The organism is Cytobacillus sp. Bac17 (assembly GCF_024519925.1).
Classification (GTDB): domain Bacteria; phylum Bacillota; class Bacilli; order Bacillales; family Cytobacillaceae; genus Cytobacillus; species Cytobacillus pseudoceanisediminis.
This window is the reverse complement of record NZ_JALJRC010000081.1, coordinates 1-1207: the sequence shown is the minus strand read 5'-3', so window position 1 is coordinate 1207 and position 1207 is coordinate 1. Positions and strand designations below refer to the sequence as shown.

General features: G+C 40.7%; 1 protein-coding gene. It reads right to left on the bottom strand.

Annotation, left to right across the window (positions count from 1 at the left end; genetic code table 11):
- Positions 1–83: 83 nt before the first annotated feature.
- Complete coding sequence (locus NR125_RS29165; RefSeq protein ID WP_256816851.1) at positions 84–740, bottom strand: DsbA family oxidoreductase; 657 nt, start codon at positions 738–740, stop codon at positions 84–86.
- Positions 741–1207 lie beyond the last annotated feature (467 nt).

Here is a 1207-nt window from a genome sequence, read left to right as displayed (position 1 = left end):
AAACCCCAGAAAGGGGCACTTTTTTATCAGTGTCCACTATCTAGGGTATAGTTCATATAAGGAGAGACTGGTTCTTTTTGATTTTATTGTTTTTTAGGAATTTCACAACCGTCATCATCACAGATCATACCGTCATGATCATTTAAAACAGTAATCTCATCCTCTGCAATAATCTTCTGCAGAGCCTGAACAAACATCTCAGTTGGCTGTGCTCCGTTAAGTGCATACTTTTTATTAATAAGGAAGAATGGAACCCCGGTGATGCGGTATTGCTGTGTCAGCTGCTCATCTGCACGGACTTCTTTTGCAAACTCATTGCCAGCAAGCATTTTTTCAGCTTCCTCTCGGTTCAGGCCAACTTCTTCGGCTAATTCTGCTAAAGCAGCATGATCCCCTATATGAATGGCATCTGTAAAATAAGCCCGGAGCAGCCTGTCAGTCATTTCTTTCATTAGTCCTTTCGCTTTCGCAAACATCGTCAGACGGTGAGCATCAAACGTGTTAGTGAGAACGACGGTATCAATGTTGAATTCAAGCCCGGCATTTCTCGCCATCTGCACCATGTTTTGCGTGTTGGCTTTCGCCTGTTCAATCGTCATCCCATATTTCTTGGATAACTTTTCGTACATATTATCCTTTATATCCCGTTCAGCAGTCGGGTCCAGTTCAAAGCAGCGATAAGTCACTTCAATTGGATGATTAATCTGTTTAATGGCATCCTCCAGATGCCTTTTGCCAATATAGCAAAACGGTCAAGCGAAGTCAGTCCACATTTCAATATGCATATTGTATTCCTCCAATACTGTATATTCCTCTTTAGTATAGTAGGTGCCATTTTATTTTACACGGAAAAAGCTTAAGGGGACGATTTGGGATTGACACCGGTATTAAGTTGTACATTGTCATTTTGCCCGTTATTGATTCTGAATAACTTCCAGAACGCCCTTTTCGTCGTTATTCATTACGATTAAATACCATTTCTTTTGGAGCACAGCTTTTTTCGTCGTTATTCATTACGATTAACTACCATTCCTTATGGAGCACAGCCTTTTTCGTCGTTATTCATACGATTAACTACCATTTCTTTTGGAGCACTGCCCTTTTCGTCGTTGTTCATTACGATTAACTACCATTTCTTACGGCGCTCAACTCTTTTCGTCGTTATTCATTACGATTAACTACCATTCCTTATGGGGCACAGCCTTTT